This window comes from Thiocystis violacea, from assembly GCF_016583565.1.
Classification (GTDB): Bacteria; Pseudomonadota; Gammaproteobacteria; order Chromatiales; family Chromatiaceae; genus Thiorhodococcus; species Thiorhodococcus violaceus_A.
The window spans coordinates 25,347-51,340 of sequence record NZ_NRRF01000035.1; the positions used below are offsets into that span (position 1 = coordinate 25,347).

Annotated in this window: 20 protein-coding genes; 8 read left to right on the plus strand and 12 right to left on the minus strand. The window is 65.4% G+C overall.

The window, feature by feature from the left end:
* Window positions 1-13: 13 nt before the first annotated feature.
* From CKO23_RS14630 to ubiD, 4 genes are all read left to right on the plus strand, one after another.
* On the plus strand, window positions 14-3,409 hold the full coding sequence (locus tag CKO23_RS14630; protein ID WP_200332464.1) for a transglutaminase family protein: 3,396 nt from the start codon (window positions 14-16) through the stop codon (window positions 3,407-3,409).
* A gap of 268 nt (window positions 3,410-3,677) precedes the next feature.
* Window positions 3,678-4,241, plus strand: coding sequence for a CNP1-like family protein (locus tag CKO23_RS14635; RefSeq protein ID WP_200332466.1), 564 nt, complete (start codon window positions 3,678-3,680; stop codon window positions 4,239-4,241).
* A 165-nt stretch (window positions 4,242-4,406) separates the two neighbouring features.
* Window positions 4,407-6,440, plus strand: a complete 2,034-nt coding sequence (prlC, locus tag CKO23_RS14640) for an oligopeptidase A (protein ID WP_200332468.1) — start codon at window positions 4,407-4,409, stop codon at window positions 6,438-6,440.
* Between the two features lie 22 nt (window positions 6,441-6,462).
* Window positions 6,463-7,944, plus strand: a complete 1,482-nt coding sequence (gene ubiD / locus CKO23_RS14645) for a 4-hydroxy-3-polyprenylbenzoate decarboxylase (RefSeq protein WP_200332470.1) — start codon at window positions 6,463-6,465, stop codon at window positions 7,942-7,944.
* A 75-nt stretch (window positions 7,945-8,019) separates the two neighbouring features.
* On the opposite strand, the gene CKO23_RS14650 is transcribed toward ubiD, so the two are convergent.
* The 5 genes from CKO23_RS14650 to CKO23_RS14670 form a co-directional block, all read right to left on the minus strand.
* Complete coding sequence (locus CKO23_RS14650; protein ID WP_200332472.1) at window positions 8,020-8,295, minus strand: RNA recognition motif domain-containing protein; 276 nt, start codon at window positions 8,293-8,295, stop codon at window positions 8,020-8,022.
* 467 nt (window positions 8,296-8,762) lie between these two features.
* A complete protein-coding gene (locus CKO23_RS14655) occupies window positions 8,763-10,016 on the minus strand; it encodes a permease (protein WP_242482452.1) in 1,254 nt (417 codons plus the stop codon).
* A gap of 250 nt (window positions 10,017-10,266) precedes the next feature.
* On the minus strand, window positions 10,267-10,494 hold the full coding sequence (locus tag CKO23_RS14660) for a glycine zipper family protein (RefSeq protein WP_200332474.1): 228 nt from the start codon (window positions 10,492-10,494) through the stop codon (window positions 10,267-10,269).
* Window positions 10,495-10,595: 101 nt separating this feature from the next.
* Window positions 10,596-10,997, minus strand: a complete 402-nt coding sequence (locus CKO23_RS14665; RefSeq protein WP_242482453.1) for a Rap1a/Tai family immunity protein — start codon at window positions 10,995-10,997, stop codon at window positions 10,596-10,598.
* Between the two features lie 236 nt (window positions 10,998-11,233).
* The gene (locus tag CKO23_RS14670; RefSeq protein ID WP_242482454.1) at window positions 11,234-12,058 is read right to left on the minus strand and encodes an NAD-dependent epimerase/dehydratase family protein; all 825 of its coding nucleotides are present in this window, start codon (window positions 12,056-12,058) and stop codon (window positions 11,234-11,236) included.
* Window positions 12,059-12,177: 119 nt separating this feature from the next.
* Here CKO23_RS14670 and CKO23_RS14675 point away from each other — a divergent pair, with 119 nt between their 5' ends.
* Together CKO23_RS14675 and CKO23_RS14680 are read left to right on the plus strand one after the other, a co-directional pair.
* Window positions 12,178-13,206, plus strand: coding sequence for a CDP-6-deoxy-delta-3,4-glucoseen reductase (locus tag CKO23_RS14675; RefSeq protein WP_200332478.1), 1,029 nt, complete (start codon window positions 12,178-12,180; stop codon window positions 13,204-13,206).
* Between the two features lie 156 nt (window positions 13,207-13,362).
* Window positions 13,363-14,016, plus strand: coding sequence for a hypothetical protein (locus CKO23_RS14680; protein ID WP_200332481.1), 654 nt, complete (start codon window positions 13,363-13,365; stop codon window positions 14,014-14,016).
* Here CKO23_RS14680 and CKO23_RS14685 read toward each other — a convergent pair.
* The 4 genes from CKO23_RS14685 to CKO23_RS14700 form a co-directional block, all read right to left on the minus strand.
* Window positions 13,987-14,751 carry a uroporphyrinogen-III synthase gene (locus CKO23_RS14685; RefSeq protein ID WP_200332483.1) on the minus strand — a complete coding sequence of 255 codons (765 nt, stop codon included), beginning with the start codon at window positions 14,749-14,751 and terminating at the stop codon, window positions 13,987-13,989. The genes CKO23_RS14680 and CKO23_RS14685 overlap by 30 nt on opposite strands.
* Window position 14,752: 1 nt before the next feature.
* Window positions 14,753-15,679 carry a hydroxymethylbilane synthase gene (gene hemC, locus CKO23_RS14690; protein WP_200332486.1) on the minus strand — a complete coding sequence of 309 codons (927 nt, stop codon included), beginning with the start codon at window positions 15,677-15,679 and terminating at the stop codon, window positions 14,753-14,755.
* A gap of 166 nt (window positions 15,680-15,845) precedes the next feature.
* Complete coding sequence (locus CKO23_RS14695) at window positions 15,846-16,592, minus strand: NRDE family protein (RefSeq protein WP_200332496.1); 747 nt, start codon at window positions 16,590-16,592, stop codon at window positions 15,846-15,848.
* Window positions 16,593-16,624: 32 nt separating this feature from the next.
* Complete coding sequence (locus CKO23_RS14700; protein WP_200332498.1) at window positions 16,625-16,873, minus strand: hypothetical protein; 249 nt, start codon at window positions 16,871-16,873, stop codon at window positions 16,625-16,627.
* Between the two features lie 300 nt (window positions 16,874-17,173).
* Here CKO23_RS14700 and CKO23_RS14705 point away from each other — a divergent pair, with 300 nt between their 5' ends.
* Complete coding sequence (locus CKO23_RS14705; protein WP_200332500.1) at window positions 17,174-20,047, plus strand: 2-oxoglutarate dehydrogenase E1 component; 2,874 nt, start codon at window positions 17,174-17,176, stop codon at window positions 20,045-20,047.
* A 14-nt stretch (window positions 20,048-20,061) separates the two neighbouring features.
* Complete coding sequence (gene odhB, locus CKO23_RS14710) at window positions 20,062-21,333, plus strand: 2-oxoglutarate dehydrogenase complex dihydrolipoyllysine-residue succinyltransferase (protein ID WP_200332517.1); 1,272 nt, start codon at window positions 20,062-20,064, stop codon at window positions 21,331-21,333.
* Window positions 21,334-21,399: 66 nt separating this feature from the next.
* On the opposite strand, the gene CKO23_RS14715 is transcribed toward odhB, so the two are convergent.
* The 3 genes from CKO23_RS14715 to CKO23_RS14725 all read right to left on the minus strand — a co-directional run.
* Window positions 21,400-24,549, minus strand: coding sequence for an efflux RND transporter permease subunit (locus CKO23_RS14715; protein ID WP_200332502.1), 3,150 nt, complete (start codon window positions 24,547-24,549; stop codon window positions 21,400-21,402).
* A 3-nt stretch (window positions 24,550-24,552) separates the two neighbouring features.
* Window positions 24,553-25,599: an efflux RND transporter periplasmic adaptor subunit gene (locus CKO23_RS14720; protein WP_200332504.1), complete on the minus strand. Its 1,047-nt coding sequence runs from the start codon at window positions 25,597-25,599 to the stop codon at window positions 24,553-24,555.
* A 213-nt stretch (window positions 25,600-25,812) separates the two neighbouring features.
* On the minus strand, window positions 25,813-25,994 hold a 182-nt coding region (locus CKO23_RS14725), incomplete at its 5' end, for a transposase (protein ID WP_200332511.1).

The window sequence follows — 25,994 nt, forward strand, 5'->3', positions numbered from 1 at the left end:
GAACTCCCTCCCGATGTCGATTCTGGTTGCCCTGAACCACAAGACCGAATATCGCTTCGATCGCTCGGTCGAACTGTCACCCCACGTGGTCCGGCTGCGCCCAGCGCCTCATTGCCGCACACCCATCCGCTCCTATTCGCTGCGGATCGATCCCGGCGAGCACTTCATCAACTGGCAGCAGGACGCCTTCGGCAACTACATGGCGCGGCTGGTCTTCCCCGAGAAGGCACGCACCCTTTCGGTTGAAGTGGACGTGATCGCGGAGATGATCACGATCAATCCCTTCGACTTCTTTCTCGAGGATTACGCCTTTTACTACCCCTTCGCGTACGAGGCGGAGCTGCGCAAGGAGCTGGCGCCCTATCTCGAGATCACCGACGACGGCCCGCTGATCAAGGAATGGCTCGCCAGCGTCGATCTCACCAAGCGCGAGACCGTTTACTTCCTGGTCGATCTCAATCAGCGGCTGCAGGGGGACATCGGCTACGTCATCCGCATGGAACCGGGCGTGCAGAGCTGCGAGCACACCCTCTCGACCCGCCGCGGCTCGTGCCGCGACAGCGCCTGGCTGCTGGTTCAGATCCTACGGCACCTGGGGCTCGCGGCGCGTTTCGTCTCGGGCTATCTGGTTCAGCTGACCGCGGACGTCAAGTCGCTGGACGGACCCTCGGGGCCGGAGCGGGACTTCACCGATCTCCATGCCTGGACCGAGGTCTATGTACCGGGCGCCGGCTGGATCGGCCTGGACCCGACCTCCGGGCTGTTTGCCGGAGAGGGCCACATCCCGCTCGCCTGCACGCCCTCCCCGCGCAGCGCGGCCCCGATCACGGGTGCCACCGGCATCTGTGAAGTCGAGCTCTACTTCCACAACCGCATCGAGCGCATCCACGAAGACCCGCGCGTCACCAAGCCCTACACCGCGGAGCAGTGGGAGTCGATCGAAACCCTCGGGCACCAGGTCGATGCCGAGCTGCAAAGCAACGACGTCCGCCTGACCATGGGGGGCGAGCCGACCTTCGTCTCCATCGACGACATGGACGGCGCGGAGTGGAACATCGCCGCCTTGGGGCCAACCAAGAAGGGCCTGGCCGAGAATCTGCTGTTGCGCCTGAAGAGCCGCTTCGCACCCGGCGGCCTGCTGCACATCGGGCAGGGCAAGTGGTATCCCGGCGAGCAGCTGCCGCGCTGGGCGCTCTCCTGCTATTGGCGCAAGGACGGCGAGCCGGTGTGGCGCGACTCCGGCCTGCTCGGCCAGGAAAGCACCAGCTATGGCCATGGCCCGGAGGAGGCCGAGCTCTTCATCCGCACCCTGGCCCGCCATCTCGGGGTCGACCCGGAGCACGCCGGCAAGGCCCACGAGGATGTCTGGTACTACCTCTGGAAGGAGGCGCGGCTACCGGCCAACGTCGACCCGCTCGACAACAAGCTCAAGAACGCCAACGAGCGCAAGCGCATCGCGCGCCTCTTCAACGAGGGGCTCAACAAGGTCACTGGCTACGTCCTGCCGCTGCGCTGGTGGGGCTTCGGTATCAATGGGGGCTGGAAGAGTGGGCGCTGGAGCTTCCGCGACGGCAACCTCTTCCTGATCCCGGGCGATTCCCCCATGGGCTTCCGACTGCCCTTGGATGCCCTGCCCTACGTGCCGGACGCGGAGCTGGACCAGGTTCCCGAGCGCAACCCCTTCGAGCCGGTCGATCCGCTACGCTCGCCCTTCGACGAGATCGCCCGCCGCTACAGTCAACCGTTGGAGCCGACCCAGGCGCCGCAGACCATCCGCGAGCAAGGCGTCCAGCCGCGCGACCTGGCCGCCCGCTATGGGCGTCTGACCCCGTTGGACGATACGCAGCAGCCGATTCAGCCGCAGGTCGCGCTGCGCGCCGACCTGCACCCGGACCTCATCCGCACCGCGCTCTGCATCGAGCCGCGCGAGGGTCGGCTCTACTGCTTCATGCCGCCGCTGACGCACTTGGAGCACTGGCTGGACCTGACCCTCTGCCTCGAGGACACGGCCGCCGAGCTGGGCATGCCCATCATCATCGAGGGCTATGAGCCGCCGCGCGACTCGCGCCTGCAGAAGCTCGGCGTCACGCCCGACCCCGGCGTCATCGAGGTCAACATCCACCCCGCCGAGAGCTGGGACCAGATGGTGCGCGACACCCACATCCTCTACGAGGAGGCGCATCTCACGCGGCTCGGCACCGAGAAGTTCATGCTCGACGGGCGCCACACCGGCACCGGCGGTGGCAACCACGTCACCCTCGGCGGCGCCACACCGGCGGACAGCCCCCTGCTGCGCAAGCCGGATCTGGTACAGAGCCTCATCGCCTACTGGCAGCACCACCCGAGCCTCTCGTACCTCTTCTCCGGCCTCTTCATTGGCCCGACCAGTCAGGCGCCCAGGGTCGACGAGGCGCGCGACGACCGCCTCTACGAGCTGGACATCGCCTTCCAGCAGATGCCGGTGGGCGAGGTGCCCCAGCCTTGGATGGTCGACCGCATTCTGCGCAACCTGCTGACCGACGTCACGGGCAACACCCACCGCACCGAGTTCTGTATCGACAAGCTCTACTCGCCGGACAGCGCCTCCGGGCGGCAGGGGCTGGTGGAATTCCGCGGCTTCGAGATGCCGCCGCATCCGCGCATGAGCCTGGCCCAGATGCTGCTGCTGCGCACCCTGGTCGCGCGCTTCTGGAAGGAGCCCTACCGGCGCAAGCCAGTGCGCTGGGGCACCGAGCTGCACGACCGTTTCTTGCTGCCGCACTTCGTCCGTCAGGACTTCGAGGACGTCATCTGCGACCTGCAGCGCGCCGGCTATGCCTTCGACATGACCTGGTTCGATCCCTTCTTCGAGTTCCGCTTCCCGCACTACGGGGATCTGGTCACCGAGAATGGCATCGACATGGAGTTGCGCGCCGCCATCGAGCCCTGGCATGTGCTGGGCGAAGAGGTCACGGCACAGGGCACCTCGCGCTTCGTCGACAGCTCGGTCGAGCGCATGCAGGTCAAGGTCAATGGCATGGTCGACGCGCGGCACGTCCTGGTCTGCAACGGCCGGCGCGTCCCGCTACGCCCGACCGGGCGCCGCGCGGAGTCTGTCGCGGGCATCCGCTTCAAGGCCTGGAGCCCGCCGTCCGGGCTGCACCCGACCATCCCGTCGCACAATCCGCTCACCTTCGAGATCATCGACCTCTGGAACCGGCGCAGCCTGGGCGGTTGCACCTACTACGTCGCCCATCCGGGCGGACGTAGCGAGAGCAACTTCCCGGTCAACAGCTACGAGGCCGAGAGCCGGCGCATCGCCCGCTTCCGGGTGATGGGGCATACGCCAGGGCTGATCGATCCGCCACCGGAAGAGCCGGCCGGCGAGCATCCCTACACGCTCGATCTGCGCTATCGGCCCAATTGTTGAGGCGACCCCGCGGACGCGTCGATGCGCTTCTTGACCGAAGGCTCGACTCGCCGCGGGGATCACGACTCCCATCGAGCGCGAGGTTTGACACCTCGCCCGCGTCAGCGGACCAGGGCACGCCATCCCCCAACGCGGGAAAGAACCCCGAGGGCCAACCGTTCCGGCCACGACCGGGCCGATCCACGCCAAGCACCCGTCGCTGGAAGCCGACCTCATTTGCTAAGATCAGGCGTTCATCCTCCGCCATCATCGGAATAGCCTCATTCGCATGAAACACGTCCCAGCCATCTGTCTGCTGCTATCCTGGACCCTGTCGAGCCTGGCGGATGACAGCCCCTTCATCCATGAGCCAAAGACCTTCACGCCCTCCAGCGTCGAACCGGGCACGCCTTGGAAGGAGGCGACGAGCCGGCTACCGCCCTGGCCGCGGGATGCCGATCTCATCGAATTCGAGCTCGACGGTCCCGCGGACGCGTTTCGATACTTCATCGACGGCAAGCATTTGGAGATCGGGCCTGACAGGGTCGTGCGCTTCACCCTCGTGGCGCAGGCGAGCAACGGAACCCGCAACCTGTCGTTCGAGGGCATCCGCTGCACACTCAAGGGTCAATACAAGGTGTACGCCTATGGCGCGGCCGGGCACTTCATGCCCTTGGAGCAAAGCGACTGGCAGAGCCTTTCCGACCTGTCGGCCGAGCCTTACCGCCGCGACCTTTGGCGGTATCATTTCTGCGTCCCGCGGGAGACCGCTCCCCGTCCGAAGAAGGATATGCTCCGCTCCCTAACCGGTCACATCTCACCCCGTCAGAACACCGGCTTCCAGGCCGACTGAGCCGCGCCATGCGCGACGGCCCTGTCGCGACCGGCGAGCCGGGGCACCAGAGCGCGAGCGATTGAATTCCATCATTTCAGCCGTACCCATTGGAATGAGCGCTTCATTCCCCGATGACCACGGCCAGCCAATCACTGACCCCTGTCCACCGAGCACCTCCCTACCATGTCCAATCCCCTTATCGAACAGGCCGGTCTGCCGGCCTTCACCCTGATCCGTCCAGAGCACGTGGAGCCCGCGGTGGACGCCCGGCTCGCCGCCTGCCGCGCAACCATCGAACGCCTGGTCGAGACGGTCGACATCCCGACCTGGGAGAGCTTCATCGAGCCTCTGGAAGAGATGGACGACGTCCTGAGCCGGACCTGGTCCCCGGTTGGGCATCTCAACGGGGTGATGAACAGCGACGATCTGCGCGCCGCCTACAACGCCTGCCTGCCCAAGCTCAGCGAATACGGTACCGAGGTCGGCCAGAACGAGGGGCTGTTCCGCGCCTATCAAAGGGTCGCGGCTCAGGAGCACCTGGACGGCGCGCAGCGCAAGCTGCTGGAGAACGCCTTGCGCGACTTCCACCTCTCGGGCGTCGATCTGCCGCCCGACAGGAAGGCGCGTTACAAGGCCATCAGTCAGGAACTCTCTCAGATCACGAGCAAGTACTCCGAGAACGTGCTGGATGCGACCAATGCGTGGAGCACGCTGATCGAGGATCCCGAGCGTCTCAAGGGGCTGCCCGAATCGGCACTCGCCCTTGCACGCCAGAACGCCGAGCAACAGGGCAAGGACGGCTGGCTCTTCACCCTGGACATGCCCTACTACCTGCCCGTGCTCACCTATGCGGACGATCGGGATTTACGCTTCGAGATGTATGAGGCCTACGGGACGCGCGCCTCCGATCAGGGCCCCCACGCGGGGCGCTGGGACAATGGCGAGATCATGGAGCGCATCCTCGCGTTGCGTCATGAGCTGGCGCAACTCCTGGGCTTCGCGAATTTCGCGGAGCGTTCGCTGGCCACGAAGATGGCGCGGGCCCCAGACGAGGTATTGGGCTTCCTGAACGACCTCGCGGATCGGTCGGTCGCCCAGGCGCGTCATGAGCTCGAGGAGCTACAGAGCTTCGCGCGCGAGCACTATGGCGTCAGCACGCTGGAACCCTGGGACGTCGGCTACTTCTCCGAGAAGCTGCGCGTTCACCGCTACCAGATCAGCCAGGAAGAGCTGCGCCCCTACTTCGCCCTGTCGCGCGTCCTGTCGGGGCTCTTCGGCGTCGTGGAGCGACTCTTCGGCATCCAGATCCAGGAGGTCGAGCATTTCGCGACCTATCACGCGGACGTGCGCTTCTTCGAGATCCGCGACCTGCTGACCGGCGCCCTGCGCGGCCAGTTCTACCTCGATCCCTACGCCCGCCAGAACAAGCGCGGCGGCGCCTGGATGGACGTCTGCACCAACCGCATGCATACCACCTGCTGCGACCAGATCCCGGTTGCCTACCTGGTGTGCAACTTCACCCCGCCCGTCGGCGAAAAACCCTCGCTCCTCACGCACAACGAGGTCGAGACACTCTTCCATGAGTTCGGTCACGGGCTGCATCACATGCTGACCCGGGTCGACTATCCCGCCATCGCCGGCATCAATGGGGTACCATGGGACGCGGTGGAGCTGCCCAGCCAGTTTCTCGAGAACTGGTGCTGGGAGCGCGATTCGCTGGATCTCTTCGCCGCCCACTGGGAGACCGGCAAACCGCTACCCGAAGAGCTCTACGAGCGCATGACCGCAGCCAAGAACTTCCAGTCCGCCATGCAGATGGTGCGTCAGCTCGAGTTCGCCCTCTTCGATTTCCGCATCCATCTGGAATACGACCCAGACAAGGGCGGGCGCATCTACGAGATTCTCGAGGCGGTGCGCGACCAGGTCGCCGTGATCCGCCCACCCGCCTTCAACCGCTTCGCGCACGGCTTCTCGCACATCTTCGCGGGCGGCTATGCGGCGGGCTATTACAGCTACAAGTGGGCGGAGGTGCTCTCGGCGGATGCCTTCTCGCTGTTCGAGGAGAAGGGCGTCTTCGATGCCGAGACCGGCCGCTCCTTCCTCGAGAACATCCTCGAGCGCGGTGGCTCGGAGGATGCCATGCAGCTCTTCACCAACTTCCGCGGACGCAAGCCCAATACGGACGCGCTCCTGCGCCATTGCGGGATCGCGGCATGACCCAGAGACCGGTGGCGCAACCATGAAGTATCGGGATCTGCGCGATTTCATCGACCAGCTGGAGCAGCGCGGCGAGCTTCAGCGCATCCGCGTGGAGGTCGACCCTCACCTGGAGGTCACCGAGATCTGCGACCGCACCCTGCGCGGAGGCGGTCCGGCCCTCTTGTTCGAACGGCCAAAAGGGTCTGAGATACCGCTGCTGGGAAATCTCTTCGGGACGCCGAAGCGCGTGGCGCTCGGCATGGGCGAGGAATCGGTCGAGGCGCTGCGCGAGGTCGGCAAGCTGCTGGCCTTCCTCAAGGAGCCGGACCCGCCGCGCGGCATGAAACAGGCCTGGGAGACCCTGCCCATCTTCAAGAAGGTACTGGACATGGCCCCGAAGGTGCGTCGTCAGGCGCCCTGCCAAGAGGTCGCCTTCAGCGGATCCGAGGTCGACCTGGGACGCCTGCCCATCCAACACTGCTGGCCCGGCGATGCCGCGCCGCTGATCACCTGGGGCCTGGTCATCACCCGAGGCCCCGAGAAGCCACGCCAGAACCTGGGCATCTACCGGATGCAGGTACTCGGGCGCAACCGCGTCATCATGCGCTGGCTTGCCCACCGTGGCGGCGCGCAGGACTATCGCGACTGGCAGCGCGCCAACCCCGGCAAGCCCTTCCCCGTCGCCGTAGCGCTCGGCGCGGATCCAGCGACCATCCTGGGGGCCGTCACGCCCGTGCCGGATACGCTCTCGGAGTATGCCTTCGCCGGGCTTCTGCGCGGCAGCCGCACGGAGCTGGCGGCCTGCATGGAGTCGGACCTCCAGGTCCCGGCCAACGCAGAGATCGTGCTCGAAGGCCACATCCACCCGGACGACCTGGCACCCGAAGGCCCTTTCGGGGACCACACCGGCTATTACAACGAGATCGACCGCTTCCCGGTCTTCACCATCGACCGCATGACCCAGCGCCGGAACCCCATCTATCACAGCACCTACACCGGCCGCCCGCCAGACGAGCCGGCCGTGCTCGGGGTCGCGCTGAACGAGGTGTTCGTCCCCATCCTGCAGAAGCAGTTCCCCGAGATCCAGGACTTCTATCTGCCGCCCGAAGGCTGCTCCTATCGGCTCGCCGTCGTCAGTATCAAGAAGCAGTATCCGGGGCACGCCAAGCGCGTGATGATGGGCGTTTGGTCCTTCCTGCGGCAGTTCATGTACACCAAGTTCGTCATCGTCGTCGACGAGGATATCTGCACACGCGACTGGAAGGACGTCATCTGGGCCATGACCACCCGGATGGATCCCGCGCGGGATACGGTGATGATCGAGAACACGCCGATCGACTACCTGGATTTCGCCTCGCCGGTCTCGGGGTTAGGCTCCAAGATCGGGTTCGATGCCACCAACAAGTGGACGGGGGAGACGCAGCGGGAGTGGGGGCAACCGATCCGCATGGACGCGGTGGTGAAGGAACGGGTCGATCGGATCTGGGACGGCTTGGGAATCCACCTGAACCAGGCGCCCTGAGTCGAGCGACGCTGGCGTTGCGCCGGCTTGCCGATGAGCCGACCCCGTTGCGGGGTCGGCCCAAGGTCGAGGGCGTCAGAACCGACCGCCACCTCCGCGTGGTCGCTCGGCACGCGGGCGTGCCTCGTTGACGGTGAGCTTGCGCCCTTTCATCTCCGCCTCGTTCAATGCCTTGATGGCGGCATCGGCCTCCGAGTTGCTGGGCATCTCGACGAAGCCGAATCCCTTCGACTGACCTGAAAACTTGTCCTTGATCACCTCCGCGCTCGCCAGTTCGCCGAATTCGCCGAACAGGTCCCGCAGGTCGTCGTCTGTCACGCTATAGGGCAGGTTGCCTACGTAAATCCTCATCGCTTTTTCTCGCGCTCATCATGTGCGTTGATCGAACCAATACCGTCGGTGGCCAACACACAAGCCGACTCGACGGCAGAATGAACTCGAATTGCGCTCGCAACAGCGCCGATCATTCGCGGGCATTCCGGCACTCCATGGGCACGCGCCCGCCTCGGTCGGCCACCTGGATGTAAGCGTCAAGCAACGAGGGACTCGCCTGGGGGCATCGGGTGCGGGGGAAATCGAGGGCCATGCCGCACAGAAAAACGATCAGCGAATGGATCGTTCTCTGCAGTTCGCCGCGTGCGGGCTTGGATCCCAAAGTCGCACACCGGATAGCTCCGGGGTGACCGTGGTGCTTATCGTTGCTTGGGCGTTACGGGATCCTGGCAGGCGCCGCGATTAGGTCTAAGAAAAAACTAGTGGATGGACGGTCTTGCGTCAACAGAACCGCCATAAAAAAACCTGATCGCCGGAAAGGCTTTTTAAGATGAGGGCGCCTGCGCCTGAAAACCGGCCTGCTCGATCACCGCAACCAGACGGCTCGCGTCCAGACGCTTACCACGAATTCTGACCAGGCCAGCGCCAAGATCGGGAACCGCCTCCTCGACCGAATCGAGTCGCTCAAGTGCGGTCTTGACGCTTGAGACACAGTGTTGACAGGACATGCCCTGGACCTGAATGACCAAATCCGCCTCTGGGACGATCATCGGTGAAAAACGCGCCTTCAGCCGACGGTAGGACAGATAGAGCATGAGGGCGATCAAGACCAAGGCACCGAGCGATCCCAGCCAGTCGACCCCGGCGGCATGCACATGGGCCGCGGCCCCCGCCGGCGCCTCGATCAGGCGATCGAACAAGAGCCCGAAGAGGACGCTCATGACGACGACCGTGCCCAGGTAGATCAGCAGAACGGAGCGACCCAGGGTGCGGTAGACCGCTCCGAAGGTCGCGACATTGGTCGCTGGACCCGCCATGAGGAACACCAGGGCCGAGCCTGCCGGCAGCCCAGCGGCGATGAGCGAGGCGGCGATGGGCACGGAGCCGGTCGTGCAGACATAGAGTGGCAGAGAGATCGCTAGGACCACGAGCATCCCGAGCGATCCTCGCGCCCAGGATTGGGACGCGAAGTAATCCGCCGGCAGCAGCACCGTCAAAAGGGCCGCGATGATGACGCCGGCGAGGATCCACGCGTCGATGGCGCTCAGGAGATCGAGCACGGCATAGCGCAGGACGGGGACCAGGCCCCGCTCGCGCCGCTGCTCGGCCGACAATGCCGCTTCCGCGGCGAGCGGTTCCGGCTCCGTGAACCGATTGACGAGCGCGCCGCCGATGAGTCCGGTCACGAAGGCGGCCACCAGCTTGAAGATGGCGAACGGCCAGCCCAGGAAGGCCGCGCTCACCAGAATGGAGTCGACGCCGGTCTGCGGGGTGCTGATCATGAAGGCGGTGGTTGCCCCCTTGGAGGCACCTTCCTGTCTGAGCCCGAGCGCGGTTGGGATGACGCCGCAAGAGCACAGCGGCAGCGGCACCCCGACGAGCGAGGCCCGCGCAACGCTGCGAAGATCGGGGCGGCTGAGTCCGCGATGGACGAATCCGGCGGGGAGATAGACGTGCATCAGGCCGGCGATCAGCAGACCCAGCAGAAGCGATGGCGACAGCTCGACCATGACCTGCCAGAACGCCGTCAAGAATGCATCGAGAAACATGACCTCACCCCGCTCAGCCGTCCCTGGCATGACAACCTCGGACGCCCATAGCGGCGTCGATTGCGTACCGGAGAGGCAGATCGCAATCGCGCCTTCCGAACCCTCTGTCGCGCCTTCCGGACCCTACGGCCCTTCACGTCCAGCGAGCAAAGCTGCGCACTGGGATGATTCGTAGGCCCGCCTTCCACAAGGCTCCAAACGGAGCCCAGCGTGCCCGCGCCACCCAGCCTGGGCAGGCGGCGCGTTTGGCATCTTGGTCCCCGGAATGCGACTCAGGACCTCAATCGATATACCCCTTCTCATGCTGATCGTAGAGGTAGCCGCCAAGCGCCCCCACCCCTGCGCCGATCAAGGCACCCGCTCCCGCGTCTGCACTCAGGGAGCCGATCAAGGCACCACCAACCGCCCCCATGGCGGCACCGCTCCCGGCGCGACTGCCAGTCGTGGTCCCGCATCCGGTCAACGCCAAAGTACCCAAGATCACCATCAAGATCGTCGTCGTTCTCATCGTCCTTCTCCAGAATAGGTCGTCAGTGGAGGACTCGCACCCCCGCCAAGACAGGGCGGGCGGCAAAGGTCGAGTGCCTGAAAGCCGATCGCGCGGGCCGCTCATTTCGCGCAGGGGTACTTGGCCGCTAGCGCCCGCACCAAGCCAACGACCGGCTGTTCGCTCATCAGCTTCTTGTCCCCCGAGTGGGCGCTCGCCCACGCGATGAAGGCCTGCTTGCCGTCCTCGATGGTGGCCGTCTTGGGATAACAGATGAGACGCTTGAGCTTCTTGCGGTTACTGATCTCATCGTGGTACTGGACCGATGCCTCGATGAAGGCGCGGCACGCCTGATTGGCCACGACGTATTCCGAGGCATCCTGCGGGACCGCGCAAATTTCATAAAGACTGGTCGTGGTGTCGAAGCGAAAGGCGGCTTCATCGACGGCATTCGCGTCCTGACCGAAGAGTCCCCAGGTGCAGGTTGCGGCAATCATCACGGCGAGCGAAGACTTCTGTTTCATATCGGGCTTCCTGTCTCATCGTTCGTAGTGTCCGGGATCGCTGGCCAGACGAGGGCCAGTCGGCCGACTCCGCCGGACAGACACTGGGTCGACCGTCATCGCGACAGGGTCCGGCGGGCAGCGTCGCCGCGGCACCCTGTCCTGGTTCTAGCCTAGCGGTCGAATCACACCTCAGTCCCGCGCCAAAGTCCACCCAATGAGCCTGCGTGGCGCGGAACGCCATGGCGTCCCTCCCCCTAAAGCGCGCTGCGCAAACCCTCCGCCAGCGACGGATAGATCAGCTCCACGCCGAGCTCGTCGAGCAGCTTGCGATTGGACAGCCGCCGCGACTCGCTCATATAGCTCATCATACCGGCCGAAAGCTGATCCGGCGCCTCGGACATAGGGATCAGCGGCGGACGAGGCAATCCGGCGGCATCCGCGATCTGGATGAAATAGTCCGTCATGGTGCTCGGATTGCCGTCGCTCACGTTGAAGACGGCACCGTCCTCGGCCTTGTCCATCGCGGCGAGACTGATCCTCACCAGGTCGTCGACGTGGATCCGATTGCTGTATGGCGCCTCCTCCGGACGGACCATGGGCACCCTCTGACGCAGCCGGGCCAACGGCAGTCGACCCGGACCATAGATGCCTGACACGCGCAGCACGACCAACTCGCCCCCCGTGTCATGGCTCCAGCGCCTCAGGGTCTCTTCGGCATCGAGACGCCGGCGGGAGCGATCGACCGTCGGCCGCGTTGGCCAACCCTCGTCGACCCATTCGCCGCGACAGTCGCCGTAGACGCCCGTGGTGCTCATATAGAGGATGCGCTTGGGCTGCCCCGCCCGATCGAAGGAGGAGACCAGTCGCCGGGTATGGGCATCCTCCACACCCTGCTCGACCGGGGGCACCAGATGAAAGAGCCGCACGCCCTCGAGCACACCGCTGGGCGGCTCTTCGCGCGCAAGGTCGCAGCGCATCCCCGCAAGACCAGCCTCCTGAAGTCGCGCGAGCCCAGCCTCGCTTCGCACCCAGCCGACCACCGCCTCGCGCCGATCGAGACATTGGCGCGCGATGCGCATGCCCACATATCCACAGCCTAAGATGACAGTCTCACTCATCGATGCGCTTCACTCCGTTTTTCGAATGGGCCCAACCTGAACGACGATCGGGGGCCGCCCGCCACTTTGCAAGGGATGAAATGACCTTCAAGATCCAGATAGTTCCAGAGGAGACGACATTCGAGGCCGAGCCCGGCGAGACCCTGCTCGACGCCGCGCTGCGCCAAGACATTCGGCTACCCTATGGCTGCCGCAACGGCCAATGCGGATCCTGCGCCGCGCACCTCGTCTCCGGCTGGATCGGGTACCCAAGCGGTCTCATCACCGCGCTCGAGGGCAAGAAGGCCGGCACCTGCCTGACCTGTCAGGCGGTGCCGACGTCGGATCTGACCCTGGAGATCGCGCAACGCCGCCTCCCCATGGAGATCGAGGTGCGCACCCTGCCCTGCCGCATCGAGCGCAAGGAGCGACTGAACCATGATGTCATGCGATTGATGCTGAAACTGCCGGAGCAGCAGCGGCTGCAGTTCTTCGCCGGCCAGTACCTGGAGTTCATCCTCAAGGACGGGCGCAAACGCGCCTTCTCGATCGCCAACGCCCCACACGACGATGGGCTCATCGAGCTGCATGTGCGACATGTCGCCGGCGGCGAGTTCACTCAGTACGTCTTCGATGAGCTGCGGGAGAAGAGCATCCTGCGTATCCAGGGGCCCCTGGGCGACTTCTTCCTGCGCGAAGACTCGCCGCGTCCGATCATCATGATGGGCGGTGGAACCGGCTTCGCCCCCTTGAAGGGCATGATCGAGCATGGCATCCACATCGGCCTGGATCGACCGATCCACCTCTATTGGGGGGTGCGCTCGCGGCATGACCTCTATCTCGCCGACCTGCCGCAACGCTGGAGCGAGACGTTGGCGCGATTCAGCTATACGCCCGTCCTCTCCGAGCCGGATGCCGATTGGCTGGGTCGCACCGGCTTCGTGCATGAGGCCGTCATCGAGGACCACCCCCAGCTCCATGACGTCGAGCTCTACATGAGCGGCCCACCGGCCATGATCGATGCGGCACGCATCGCCTTCGAGGCGCGCGGCTTGGGCATGGATCAGATGTTCTCCGACGCCTTCACCTTCGGCGCCGACCGCCTGAGCGGGGGCGCGAGACCCGGCTGAGCCGCCGCGCGGACAGACCGGCCGTCAGGCTGGTTCTTGCCGCTCTGACCCCATGCGGGCAAACTACCGCGACCCTGGTTCAGGCCAGAGGTGTCGCTCGGCTGGGCGCCACCCGCGCCGACCTCAAGTCCCGATCCCACGTCAAGGAATCCCTCGATGCGACCTGTCTTCCGCGCCGTCACCATCGGCCTGCTCGCCATGTTGACGAGCGCCTGCACGACCGGCCGCATCGCCTCCGTCTGGACCAATCCCGACAGCCAGCCGACCCGCTACCACAAGCTCATCGTCTTCGGGGTCACCAACAACCCCAAGGTTCGGCGCGCCTATGAGGACAATTTCGTCACGCGGCTGCGCGAGATCGGCGTCAAAGCCGAGCCCGGACACGACTTCGTGTCGGACGCGAACCTCAGCCTGGTGGTGCGCATGACGGAGGCCGTTTCCAAGACCAAGGCCGATGCCATCATCATCACGCATCTGGTCACGGACGAGCCACAAGCGCAAGCGTCAACGCTGTCCTCGCGCCTCGCCAGGGTGCCGGATCACTACCGCAACCTGGTGCCCTACTTCAGCCAGGTCTACAACGACGTCTGCGGACCCGACTATTACGCCGACTTCAAGGCGTTGCGCCTGGAGACCAACCTCTACGATGCCAAGGGTGAGCGGCTGGTCTGGTCGGGACGCTCGGAGCAGCTCGATCCCAGCTCGGAGAACATGACCATTCGCGATGTGATTGTCGACACCATCTCCCAGATGTCGCTCGACGGCTATCTGCCCTGGGTGTCAGCTGGCGCCCGCCAGGTCGCACAGTGAGCGCAGAATCGCGGCGTCCTCGGCACGCTCCGCAACACGGATGCGGGTGAATCCGAGCTCCCGAGCGGTCTGCGCGGTGCGCTCCGCAATCACGACCAGGGGTGTCGCGATGAGCCGATCCCGACCGCTCGGACCCAAGATTTCGGCCAGGTTGAGCAGCACCTCGTCACTGGTCGCCATGGCGTAGTGGACCTCCTCGGACCAGCGTTCGAGCAGCGACCGCGGGTCCAGGCTCGGCATCACGCGCCGGTAGACCTCGGCGAAGCAGACCTCGGCACCGCGCGCCCGCATCGCCTCCGCGAAAACGCCCCGGCCACCCTCACCGCGCACGATCAAGACCCGGCGGCCACGCATATCGGCCAGCTCCGGCATCTCCAGCAAGGCTTCGCTCTCGTAGCGCTCGCTCGGTACCAGGTCCGGCGCGCGTCCGGCCGCCTTCAGCACCTTGGCCGTTCCGCGCCCGACGGCGGCAACCCAGGCGACCTCAGGCCAGCGTGGGTCGGCGACCTGCGCCAAGGCCTGGTCCACCGCGTTGGGACTGACGAAATACATCAGATCCCAGGTTCCGGCGAGCAAGGCGCGCGTCTGCGAGGTGTCGACCGGCTCGATGGCGATGGTCGGAAAGCGGATCGCCCGCCCCCCGGCCGCCTCGATGAGCTGGCACAACCCCTCCGCCTGAGCGGCTGGGCGGGTGACCAGAACACCGCGGCCGCCGAGATCACAGGGCGCGCTCATTTCAGTGATCCATCAAGGCGGTGAGGATCTCGTCCGCGCCTTGCGCGAGCAGATCCTCGGCGACGCGGGTACCGATGGCCTCCGCCTCCGCGCGCGGCCCCTCGGAGGCGGCACGCAGGATGCGTGACCCGTCCGGGTCGCCGACCAGGCCCTTGAGCCGCAGACGGTCGCCATCGAGCACGGCGTATCCGGCGATGGGTACCTGGCAGCCGCCGTGCAGACGCGCGTTCATCGCGCGCTCGGCCAGCACGCGGTCGGCGGTATCGCGATCATGCAGGGGTGCGATGAGCGCGTTGATGCGGGGATCATCCACGCGGCACTCGATTCCAATGGCGCCTTGCCCGATGGCCGGCAGGCTTGCAGTGGGCTCGATCCGGCTGCGGATGCGCTCCTCGAAGCCGAGACGGATGAGGCCCGCCGCCGCCAGGATGATGGCGTCGTACTCGCCGGCATCGAGCTTGGCCAAGCGCGTATTGACGTTACCGCGCAAGGGTTCGATCCGCAGGTCCGGACGCCGCTCGGAAATCTGGCACTGACGGCGCAGGCTCGAGGTGCCGACACAGGCCCCCTGGGGGAGCTGATCGAACGCCTCGAAGGTGTTGGAGACGAAGGCATCGCGGGGATCCTCGCGCTCCATGATGACGGCCAGATAGAGTCCATCCGGGAAATCCACGGGGACGTCCTTCATGGAGTGCACGGCGATGTCCGCCTCGTTCTCCAGCATGCCCTGCTCGAGCTCTTTGACGAAGAGTCCCTTGCCACCCACCTTGGCCAGCGGTGCGTCGAGGATCTTGTCGCCCTTGGTCGTCATTCCGATGATCTCGATCTCGAGATCCGGATGGAGCGCCTTCAAGCGAGCGGCGGTGTATTCGGCCTGCCACATGGCCAAGGGTGACTTACGGGTGGCGATTCGGATGCTATTCGACATGTTGGATCCTGCGGACTCACTCGGTAATGGGCGCTCTTTGCGTGAACAAATCACGCTAGCGAAACGCGATTGTGTCACGTGCAATTGTGTCACATGCAATCGCGTCACATGCAATCGCGTCATATGCAATTGTGTCGTATGCACAATTGTGTCGCATGCAAGGGTGTCACATGACGACCCGGAAGGTCTCACCATCCGAGTCTCGGTCGGCATGAAGCCAGATCGGTCCCTGCTGAAAGCCGGGAAATGCGGGCAGCGCGATCAAGGCACTCGAGCGCGTGCCAAAGCCGTCCGCGCGCTCGAGCCGCATGGCCGCGTCCGGACCGAGCGCCTCGGGTGCATCTCGGTCGGCAAGCAGAGCTCGCCAGTCGCGCCAATCGTCGCGCTCGGGGTCTGGCACGGCCGCGGCTTGGAATCTGGGGAGATACCGGGCGATGCGGGGATGCGCCGGGTCGTCCAGCTCCGTCGAGCCGAGCAGATGCAACCCGGGCTCGATACCACGGACGCCAATGACACCATCGCCGCCATGCCGGAGCCAGAAGGCCATGCGCGGATCGGCGATGACCAGGTTGAACGGACGGTAGGCGGCGGGATCCAACTCGGCGAGGGCGCGAGCCGCCTCGTCGGCCTCCGCATGATCGAGCGCCTCCAACACCAGTTCGCCGCGGCTGCGCTTGCCTGGCAAACGCCCAAGGCTGTCCTCGCGATTCAGGACGGCCGCGACCACGCCGTGATCGTTGATCCCGAGCCAGCTGCCGCCCGCCTCCAGGTCCAGCCCGGCAACGACCTCTGGCCGGTCGTCCCAGTGGCGCGCGGGCGCACGGGATGACCGCCCGGCCATCTCGTCCCGGTTGGCGCCCAGCAGAAGGGGCCAGTCGTGCCCAGGGCGTCTGAGGATGATCAGTGTGCACATGTGCCTGCGTCCGCCTGCCGCCTTGGATCCGCTCAGCCCAGATCCAGGAAGCGGCGCTTGACCTTGAGCACCTTGGTCGCGACCGTCTTGTGCAGCAGATCGAAGACCTTGCGCTGCGCCGCGCGGTTGCTGGAGTTCGGCTCGCCGATCAGCTCCAGGCGCGCCTGGAAGTAGGCCATATCGGCCTCCAGCCTGGCCAATCGCACGCGCTGGCGCTTGCGCTCGTCAGAGTCGGCGGACTTGGCGTTCTTGACGTCCTTGTCGTCGCTGGTGCGGCTCACGCTGGTTGCAACTCCTGGAATCCGTCTCGACCTTGCAAGCTCATGGGTTGGGCGAAGCCTGTGGCGCGCGTGGACGTCGCGAGATCCTGCGACAGGGCAAGCCGCGACTGGGTGAGATCTTACCAGCCTTTGGTGCGGGACCGGATATCCGGCGCCGACAGCCGGCTGCCAGCCATCCTGGGCGCCCATCGCCAGACCGCCTTCGGCCGGCTCTGCCCGGGCGGCTTGAGGTCTTAGCTGGATATGTTATAAACCCGCGTTCTCAAAAACAAAAAGCCACCAAGGGTCTCAATACTCAGCATGAGCACACTCCTCGATCTGTTCAGCAGCTCCAGTGCCCTCTATGGTGGCAATGCAGACTTCATCGAAGACCTCTACGAACGCTATCTGATCGATCCCGACAGCATCGACCTGGCCTGGCGCGCGCGTTTCGACACCATGCGCCAAGAGGCCGCCAACGAGCCCAGTGTCAGCGAATCCCCCCATGGCCCGGTGCGCGAGAACTTCCTGCGCCTCGCCCGCGAAAGCCGCCTGCGGGCGCGCAGCCGCTCGACGGAACAGCTCGAGCCGGTCGCCGCGGAGAAACAGGCCGCGGTCCTGAGTCTGATCAATGGCTACCGCTACCGCGGACACCAGATCGCGGACATCGATCCCATCAAGCTGCGCGAGCCGCCCAAGATCGCCGACATCGATCCGGCGCACCACAATCTCGGTCCGGACGACATGGACCAGATCTTCCACACCGGATCGCTCTATGCCCCGGATCGCATGCCGCTGCGCGAGATCATCGCCACGGTCGAGCAGACCTATTGCGGGACGGTCGGCTCCGAGTACATGCACATCACCAACACCCAGGAGAAGCGTTGGATCCAGAAACGCATCGAGGGCTACCGCGCCAGACCCGAGCTGGACACGGCGGATCGGCGCTGGCTCCTGACCCTGCTGACGGCCGCGGAGGGGATCGAGAAATACCTGCACCAGCGTTATGTCGGGCAGAAGCGCTTCTCGCTCGAAGGGGCGGATGCGCTCATCCCCATGCTCGATGAGCTGATCCAGCGCGCCGGGCGCAAGGGCCAGCAGGAAGTGGTCATCGGCATGGCCCACCGCGGGCGCCTGAACGTGCTGACCAACATCTTCGGCAAGCCGCCGCAGGACATCTTCGACGAGTTCGAGGGCCGGGTGAAGATGGACTGGCGCCAACAGGTCGGCGACGTCAAGTACCACATGGGCTTCGCCACGGACATCGAGACCTCGGGCGGCATCGTCCACCTGGTGCTCGGCTTCAACCCCTCGCATCTGGAGATCATCAATCCCGTCATCGAGGGCTCGGTGCGCGCCCGGCAGCGCCGCCGCCGCGACCACGCCGGGGATCAGGTGCTGCCCGTGCTCATCCACGGCGACGCGGCCTTCGCCGGCCAGGGCGTCGTCATGGAGACCCTGCAACTCTCCCAGACGCGCAGCTACTCCACCGGCGGCACGGTGCACATCGTCATCAACAACCAGATCGGCTTCACCACCAGCCATCCGCTCGACACCCGATCCACGCCCTACTGCACCGATGTCTCCAAGATGGTGCAGGCACCGGTGTTCCATGTGAACGGGGACGACCCCGAGGCGGTCATCTTCGTCACCCGCCTGGCGCTCGATTTCCGCAACCAGTTCCATCAGGACGTCATCATCGACCTCATCTGCTATCGCCGCCTGGGGCACAACGAGGCGGACGAGCCGGCGGTCACCCAACCGATGATGTACAAGAAGATCCGCAAGCACCCGACCCCACGAGCGGTCTACGCGGACCGGCTCATCGCCGAGGGGCTCGTCTCCAAGGATGAGGCGAACCAGATGACCATCGACTACCGCGACTCGATCGAGCAAGGCGTCGTCATCACCCGCCCGGTGCTCTGCGGGCTCGACAACACGGCGCGCGTGGACTGGAGCTTCTGCCACGGCACCACCTGGAACCAAGACGTCGATACCGGGGTGCCCGTCGAAAAGATCCAGGCCCTGACCGAAACCCTGCTCCAGGTTCCAGAGGGCTTCGAACTCCACGCGCGCGTGGAGAAGATCTGGGACGAGCGGCGCAAGATGGCGCACGGCGACCAGCTCATCAATTGGGGGTATGCGGAAAATCTGGCCTACGCCACCCTGCTCGACGCGGGCACCCCGGTGCGCCTCTCCGGCCAGGACGCCGGCCGTGGCACCTTCTTCCATCGCCACGCCAAGATCCACGACCAGGTCACCGGCAATTCCTATACGCCGTTGCAACACCTCAGCGAGCGCCAGGGTGCCTTCATCGCCATCGACTCCATCCTCTCGGAAGAGGCGGTACTCGGCTATGAGTACGGCTTCGCGACCGCCGAGCCGGAGGCCCTCACCCTCTGGGAGGCGCAGTTCGGCGACTTCGCCAACGGCGCCCAAGTCGTCATCGACCAGTTCATCACCTCGGCCGGGAGCAAGTGGGGTCTTTGCTGCGGCCTGGTCATGCTGCTTCCGCATGGCATGGAGGGCCAGGGTGCCGAGCACTCCTCGGGGCGCCTGGAGCGCTTCCTGCAGCTCTGCGCCGGGCACAACATCCAGGTCTGCGTCCCGACGACCCCGGCGCAGATGTTTCATCTGCTGCGCCGACAAATGGTGCGCGACTACCGCAAACCGCTGGTGGTCATGACCCCCAAGAGTCTGCTGCGCCATCGCCTGGCCGTCTCCTCGCTCGAGGACCTCGCGCGCGGTCAGTATCAGACCGTCATTCCAGAGGCCGACCCCATCGATGCAAGCGCTGTCGAGCGTGTCGTCTTCTGTAGCGGCAAGGTCTACTACGACCTGCTCGAGGCGCGTCGCGCACGCGGCCAGACCAACGTCGCGCTCATCCGCATCGAGCAGCTCTACCCCTTCCCGAAAGAGCAATTCGCCAGCGTGATCGAGCAGTACGGCAACACCGAAGAGATCATCTGGTGCCAGGAGGAACCGCAGAACCAAGGGGCCTGGGACCAGATCAAGCACCGCTTCCACAATCTGATCCAGAACGGCAAACGCCCCTACTATGTCGGCCGTCCGGCCTCCGCCGCGCCGGCCGTCGGCCACCGCGCAGCCCATGTCGAGCAGCACGAGCGCCTAATCGATGAGGCCCTGAGCGGCCATTGCAATCCGAGCATGAACAAAAGGATCCCGCCCCAATGACCAGCGCCCCCCCGATACGCAGCGAAGTCCGCGTACCCGCCCTTCCCGAATCCGTCTCTGACGCCACCGTCCTGACGTGGCACAAACAGCCCGGCGAGGCCGTCAAGGAGGGCGAAAACCTGGTCGAGCTAGAGACCGACAAAGTCGTGCTCGAGGTCCCCGCGCCGAGGGACGGCATCATGGGCGAGATCAAATCCAAGGAGGGCGATGTCGTGCAGGCCGAGGACATCCTGGCGATCGTCGAGGCAGGCACGGCGCCCGCCCAGCCAGCGAAGCAGCCAGCGGCGCGCTCCGCGCCGACCACGCCCCGCACCCAGGGCGCAACCTCGGACAAACCGGCGTCTGGCACGCCCCAGAAGGCGTCAGCGGGGGCGGCGCTCGTGACACCGTCCGCCCGCCGCCTGGTCAGTGAGATGCATCTGGATCCGGCCGAGATTCACGGCACGGGTCGGGATGGTCGCATCCAGAAGAGCGACGTGCTCAGCTATCTGGACCAGCGCGAGCACGCATCGGACTACGTCGTGCCCGCGGAGGTGGAAGCCATGGTGCCCGCGCAGCCCATCCCAAGGATGAGCGGCGAGGCTGGCCGCCCGGAGCAGCGCGTTCCCATGACGCGGCTGCGTGCCCGCATCGCCGAGCGCCTGGTCCAGGCCCAGCAGCATGCCGCCCTCCTGACCACCTTCAACGAGGTCGATCTCAAGGCGGTGATGGAACTGCGCGCCAAGTACAAGGACGAGTTCGAGGAGCGCCATGGCGTGCGGCTCGGCTTCATGTCCTTCTTCGTCAAGGCCGCGGTGGAGGCCCTGCAGCGCTTCCCGGTCGTCAACGCCTCGGTCGACGGCAACGACATCATCTACCACGGCTATTACGACATCGGCATCGCCGTCAGCTCACCGCGCGGCCTGGTCGTTCCCATCCTGCGCAACTGCGACCATCTCAGCATGGCCGACATCGAGCAGGGCGTTGCCGAGTTCGGCCAGAAGGCCAAGGACGGCAGCCTCAGCTACGAAGAACTCACCGGCGGCACCTTCTCCATCACCAACGGCGGCGTCTTCGGCTCTCTGCTCTCCACGCCCATCCTGAACCCACCGCAGAGCGCCATCCTCGGCATGCACAAGATCCAGGAGCGCCCCATCGTCTCCGAGGGCCAGATCATCGCCGCGCCCATGATGTATCTGGCCCTCACCTACGACCACCGCATCATCGACGGTCGTGAGGCGGTGCAGTTCCTCGTCACCATCAAGGAGGCGCTGGAAGAGCCGGCGCGCTTGCTGTTGCGCGTCTAGGCGCCTGTCGGAGCAAGGATGAATCGGCTGCGAACGCGGGAGACAGCGGAAAGCGGGGCGCGGATCTCAGACTCCGCCGTCCCGCGACTTCGCGCCGCGCCGCTCCTGCCACTCCGTCAGCAGATCCCAAGCGACCGGGACGATGAACAGCGTCAGAAAGGTCGCGGCGGCGAGGCCGGTGACGAAGGTCGAGGCCATGGTGCCCCAGACCAGCGAGTAGTCCGGGATGCCCAGCGCCATCGGCAGTAGACCGAGCACGGTGGTCAAGGTCGTCAGCAGGATGGGGCGCAGGCGCACGTTCACGCCGTCGATGATGGCCTCATAGCGGCTCATCCCCTCCCGATAGCGGCGGTTGATGAAATCCAGCAGCACGAGCGAGTCGTTGACGACGACGCCGGTCACGCCCACGACGGCGATGAAGCTGTTGACGGTAAAGAGCGATTGGGTGGCGAGCTTGCCGAAGACCACGCCGATGATGGAGAACATGACCGCCGAGAGGATGATGAGCGGTTGGGCATAGGATTTGAACTGGGTCGCGAGGATCAGATAGATCAGCAGCACGGCCAACCCGAAGGCCCGCGCCAGACTGTCGAAGGAACGCTGGGTCTCCTCGTAGGCGCCGCCGAACACCAGATTCGCGCCCGGAAACTGGTCGCTCATCTGGCGATACTGGTCGCGGACCCAGGCGACGATCTGTGGCGATGAGACCCCGGATTCCGGCGCGATGTTCGCCGTGATCGCCAGGCTGCGCTGGCGCTGATAGCGCTTGAGCTCGCCGGGCTGACGCTCGATGACCGGCCTGACCAGATCGCCCAGGAGCACCGGACCCGAGGGGTGCTCGAGCACCGGGATGTCCAGCGCGGACTCAGGGGCGTGGAGATAGCCGGGATCGATACTCAGCTTGAGGTCGACCTCCTCGTCGGCGAATCGGAAGTGACCGATGTAGCGCCCGTCCAGCACGGCGGCCGCCAGCCTGGCCGCGGCGCCCTGCGTCAGCCCCAGCTCCCGCGCCCTTTCCTCTTCGACTCCCATGCGAAAGACCCGCGACGGGCGGCCGCGGTTGTCGGCCAGGTCGATGAGACCCGGCCCGAAGCTCGGATGCGCGCGCAGCCGTTCCAACAGCGCGTTGCTCAGGGCGAGCACGGCGTCCTCGTTGGAGCCGACGATCTGGATGTTGAGGTCCTTGCCGCTCGGCGGACCGTCCTTCTCCGCGCGCACCCGCACCCGGAAGCCAGGCACCGCGAACTGCTCGGTGAGCCGCTGGCGCATCCGATCGAGGTGCGCCAGGGGATCGTCGAAGGCGCGATCCGCCTTGCGCGGCAGCGCGACCATGAGCGTGCCGAGGTTGTGTCCGAAGCTGTTTTCGTAGTCCTCGGTCACGGTGAAGCCGGCGAAGCCCGCGGCGGAACGCGCATAGCCAGGCCCATCGGCCATGACGAAGCCTTCCATCTCCGCGAGCCGCCTGTCGATCAGCTCGATCGAGGTCTCGGGCGGACCCTCGATGAAGGCGTAGTAGAGGTTGTAGTCGTCCGGAAAGAACTGGATCTTCACCAGCGGCAGAATGCCGGCAATGGACACGCCGAGGATGCCGACCGACAGCAGGAAGACCAGCGTCACTATCGCCAGGCTCGCGACGCGGAAACGCAGCGCGATGCGAATCAGCCAGTCGGTCAGCCGGCGCGCCAGCCGCAGCAGCCGATTGTCGCGCTCGCTCAGCGCCAGACCGTCGTGCGTCGGCCGCGGGCCGAAGTGGTGGTAGTGCAGCGGCAGAATCAGCAGACACTCCACCAGCGAGGCGACGATGGCGAAGCTGACCGCCTTGGGGATGAGGGCGAAGAACTCGCCCGTCGAGCCGGTCATGATGAGCATCGGCAGAAAGGCGGCGACCGTGGTCGCGGTCGCCGAGATCACCGGCCAGGCGACCTCCGCGGTCCCGGCGACGATCGCCTGGTCGATGGACTCGCCCTGCTGGACGCGCCGGTAGATGTTCTCCACCACCACGATGGCGTCGTCGACGATGATGCCGGACACCAGCACGAAGCTGAACAGGGTGATCTCGTTCAGCGAATTGCCGGTGACCTGCATCAGGACCATGGTCACCATGAAGGAAAACGGGATGCCAAGCGTGACCAGACCGGCGTTGCGCGCCCCCATGAAGTACCAGAGGATGAGCCCGACCAGGACGATGCCGACGGCCATGTTCCAGCCCAGCGTCCCGATGGACTCGTGGATGTAGGTGGTCGAATCCTGGGTGAGCGCGACGGCGATTCCTTGACGCTCGAGTAGCGGCGCGAAGTCCGCGAGCACCGCCTCGGCGGCGGCATAGATGTCCAGCGCGTTGCCGTCCTCCGCCTTGGCGAGCATGAGCGTGACGCAGGGCCGGCCGTTCACCGAGGTGATGACGTTGGGGTCACGGTACCCGGCCTCGGCGGCGCTGATGAGGTCGTCGACACGGACGAAGGATCCATCGGCATCACGCCTGACGATGGTGCTCACGACCTGTTCCCGGCTGCGGAAGCGCTCGTCGACCCGCACCACGAACTCGCCGGAGGCGTCGGTGAAGTCGCCCGCGGGGATGTTGATGTTGGCGTCTTCCAGTGCGGCGGCGACTTGCTCGAAGCTCACGCCATGCTCTCTGAGCTTGTGCGGGTCGAGAAAGACGTGGAACTCCCGCTCCTGCTCGCCCTCCAGGCGCGCCTCCGTGACGCCTGGGATCTGCCCCAGCGGCACCTGCAGCTCCTTGGCCATCAGCACGAGCGCCCGGTTGGAGCGCTCGCCGATGAGATTCACGGCGACCACGGGCAGCCAGAAGGAGGTGCGGATGAGATCGAAGCGCGGTGGGTCGATGCCCTCCGGCAGTCGCCCCAGGACACTCAGGACGCGAAAACGCAACTCGTCGTAGAGCGCCTCGTAGTCGCTGTCGTCGCGGAACTTGACGGTCATGCTGGAGCGCTCGCGCAGCGAGGTCGAGCGGATGAACTCCACGTTCTCCAGGCCGTCCAGGGCGTCCTCGATCTCGCGCGTGACCAGCGCCTCGACATCGCGCGGCGAGGCGCCGGGGAAGATGGTCGTGATCTCGACCTTGCCGAAGTTGATCTCCGGATAGCGCTCGACCGGGATGAGCCCCAGCGCGAAGACACCGGCCACGATCATCAGTACGAAGACGAGATTGAAGAGAACGCGCTGACGCAGCGTGAAGCGGACCAGGGATTCCACGGATCAGACTCCTGGCGGCAACCGCACCGCGTCGCCGACCCTGAGCGCGGGCGAGACGACGCGGACCTGCCCCGGATGCAAGGGATCCGGGCCCAGCATGAGCACGGGCAGGCGCTCGCCGCCCGGGCGCATCACCCAGTATTCGTCGTAGCTCGACGCGACGGCCTCCGACGGCAACCGCACGGCGCCGCTCGACTCCGGCAGTCGCAGCTCCAGCCCTGCGCGCAGCCCCCCGCGCCGCTCCGGCGGCGGCTCGGTCAGCGTAAGCTCGACAGCGATCTTGCGCGTCTCGGGATCGAATCCCGGATTGATCCGATGAATGCGCGCCGGCAGCTGGCGGCTGAGATCGGTGAGTTCGAGCTGCAGTGCCGTGCCAGCGGACTCCAAGGCGGCCAGCTCCCGCGGTGTCAGCGCGAAGGGGACGAGCAGGGTCGAGAAATCCTCGGCGTGACCGACCGTCTCCCCCACGGAGACCCATTGACCCGGCTCGACGCCGCGCCCGGTGATGCGCCAGCCCGCGGGGCCGTGAATGCGCATGCGCGCGAGCCGCTCCTCGGCGATGCGTCGCTTCACGTCCAGCTCCGCCAGCGCATGCGTGTTGTCTCGCAGGGATTGCTCCAGGGCATCCAGCTCCGACACCGAGGTATTCTTCGCCCGAGCCAGCTCGCGGTAGCGTGTCACCTCGCTCCGGTCGAAGGCGATCCGCGAGCGCAACCGCTCCTGCTGCACGCCGATCTCGTCGAGATCGAGCCGGACGAAGGTCGCGTCCAGCTGCGCGAAGCGACCCCTGTCATCCAAGGCATCACCGATATCGCCGAAGACGGCTTCGACCCGTCCGGCCTGCTCCGCGACCAGGGGCACCTGTGCCCGCGCGCGCGTGAAACCGCTGAGCAGAACGCTGCGCTCGGCCGCCTGGACGATCACCGTCTCCGGTCCAAGGTCGCTCCCAGGACCGGCCCATGTCAGGGCCGTCGTCCAGACGAGCAACAACACGACAGAGGCACGGCGCCGGGCGGCTCCCGCTAAAGATCTCAGATTCAGAGCATTCATCGACCAAAGACTCATCCGTCCAGGAAATGCAGGGTCCCGCGGCGGGAGGCGGCACCAACTCAACGCGGATCCTCAGGGAGCTGTTCATTTTTGGCTCTCCAGGATTTCATGGGGAATCACAAGTCATTTTAAAACAATTGCTTAGAGCGGATTTTAGCGTACACGACAATGCCAAAATATAGTCGAGCGATTCTATTTTAAGTTTTTGATTTTTCAGTGTTCGATGCCAAGCTGAGCGTATCCGTTGAGATATAAGTACACTCTCTGATAAAGGTGATTGAGGTTCGTCATTCCATAGCAGCGGCGTTTGATGACCTTGAGCTTATTGTTGAGACCCTCAACGAAACCGCTGGTTTGACGACCGACAAAATAATTGGCAATTTCCTCGAAATGCG